This window comes from Candidatus Aquicultor secundus (assembly GCF_002791875.1).
In the GTDB taxonomy this organism is placed as follows: Bacteria; Actinomycetota; Aquicultoria; order Aquicultorales; family Aquicultoraceae; genus Aquicultor_A; species Aquicultor_A secundus.
The window spans coordinates 1-1,891 of sequence record NZ_PFNG01000191.1 but is presented as its reverse complement, the minus strand read 5'-3'; the positions used below and the strand labels follow the sequence as shown (position 1 = coordinate 1,891).

The window sequence follows — 1,891 nt, the reverse complement described above, 5'->3', positions numbered from 1 at the left end:
GCCCGTTAGAGAACGGGCCTTTTTGTGTTTGTAATTCCTTGCAAGCTGAAGAACAACTTTTATGGCAAACCGCGTGTCAACAACTCATCGTCATGGTTGTCATTCGGGTTCGCCGGATCATCAACATGATCGCTTCCGCTTGTTGCTCTCCAAACAGTCGGATTGTGGCAGTCTAAGCATACGCTATCAACATCATGTGCTGTCCAATTTTTACCACCATAGGTTCTGGTTTCACCTACTCCAACCAGCGTTCCGTCAAAGTTTAGACCAAATAGGTCGTCCTTCAACATCTTCCAGCCAAGAGTCCTATGCGGCCAACTAAACCCATCGCTTGAACAATCAGCATTAACATTTACACCGTCATTTACCTTGCCCATCGTGGTTGCACTGGTCTCTGATCTCCAGTCGTTTTCCCATCTGACGGTTCGCGATTTCTTATACATTCCCGTGCCTTGCGGTGTGGTGTTTGGTGTAATGAAGAACACCGAGGTAATACTGTTGTTGTTCGCCGTCACTTTGGCGCCAGGCACATAGTTAGTACTGGTAGCTCTCGGGTTGAATACTGTTGACCCAAAGTGCTTGGTAAAGTTTGGCGGATCTGAGAAGTAAGTGGGGTCGCTAATATAGTCATTGAACGACACATTAGCCATTACAGTATCCGTTGATACTGGAGGAAGTATTGTTTTTGCTTGTTGCCATATTTTGGTGTTGCCATGGCAAAATCCGCAGTCACTCGAGCCCCTGTGACAGTTGCGACAGTGCGGAGCGTTATCATATCCATCTTCCGGATTAAATATCATCTGGCGGCCGCAATGTCGTGGAAACGCATCGTGGCCGTAAGCCAGATCGTAACTACCTTTGAACAACGCAGGATCATTTACACCGGGGTCCCCTGTTCTGTTGGAGCTGGATTGAACCTGGTTCCTCAGAGCACGGTCCTCGCTGAAGAGCGGGGCCTGTACAGTATGAAGACCGGCGTTACCATCGTGGCAGTCTGTGCAAAACTCCGATAAATCCCAAACTCTTTTTACAGTCGTGCGGACATCAAAACCCGTGCTGGTATCATCCTGCGTTGGAATTCCAACAGGTGAATCCCAATCGATCGGGATCTTGTTCACAGGATATGGTGTGTTGGTATCGAACTGCGTAAGCTGACCCGCGGTTACTGTTGCCGCTCTGTTAATAATCTGGGAGGTGGCTGCGATCTTATCGCTGATCTCCTGACCAACGGCTACATCGGTGGTTGTCAAACCCAGGTCAAGGTCTTTGTAGACTACTCCGGTCTCTGCTCTACTAGCAATCTCGCGATCGGCATCCTTAACCAACAGCCAACTACCGGATAAATACAGCGGTAGCGGAGCGGGTGTTTGGTCGAGATAGAGCGGTGATTGCGATTGCGAATTCCAGTGACAATCCATACAATTAACTTCACCAGAATGTGCATCACCATCGCTTATCTCGCCGTGTCCGGGGTTAACAATTCCCAAAATCTTTCCATAATTCGGAGAATCTGGGTTATCGATCGTTACACCGACAGGAGCACCTTTGTCGTTATACCCAAGCAGCCTTGCCGGGTTGGCATGCGGGCTGTGGCAGTCGAAGCATGAGAAACCACCCAACCAGTAGTTAGGTGTAAATGCCGGATAGGTGTCATCCGGTGCTTTCCACTTGCCTGAGCTAATACCAAAGCCCATGGTGTGTCCAACGTTGTACTCAGTGGTGTAGTTGTCGTCGTTGTCCATCTCGATATTAAAGCCCGAGCCTGCACCGGTGCCGTGGCACCAATCGCACGCCTCATACCTGGTATCAGAACGCAACAACTTAAACTTACCGGCTGCACGGTGGACTGCATGGCACTCACGGCAACGGTGTGTAGTGGTTAAGTAGCCAC

General features: G+C 49.6%; 1 pseudogene. It reads right to left on the bottom strand.

Annotation, left to right across the window (positions count from 1 at the left end):
- Window positions 1–59: 59 nt before the first annotated feature.
- Window positions 60–1,891, bottom strand: a pseudogene (locus COY37_RS08055) (hypothetical protein); the annotation flags it as partial.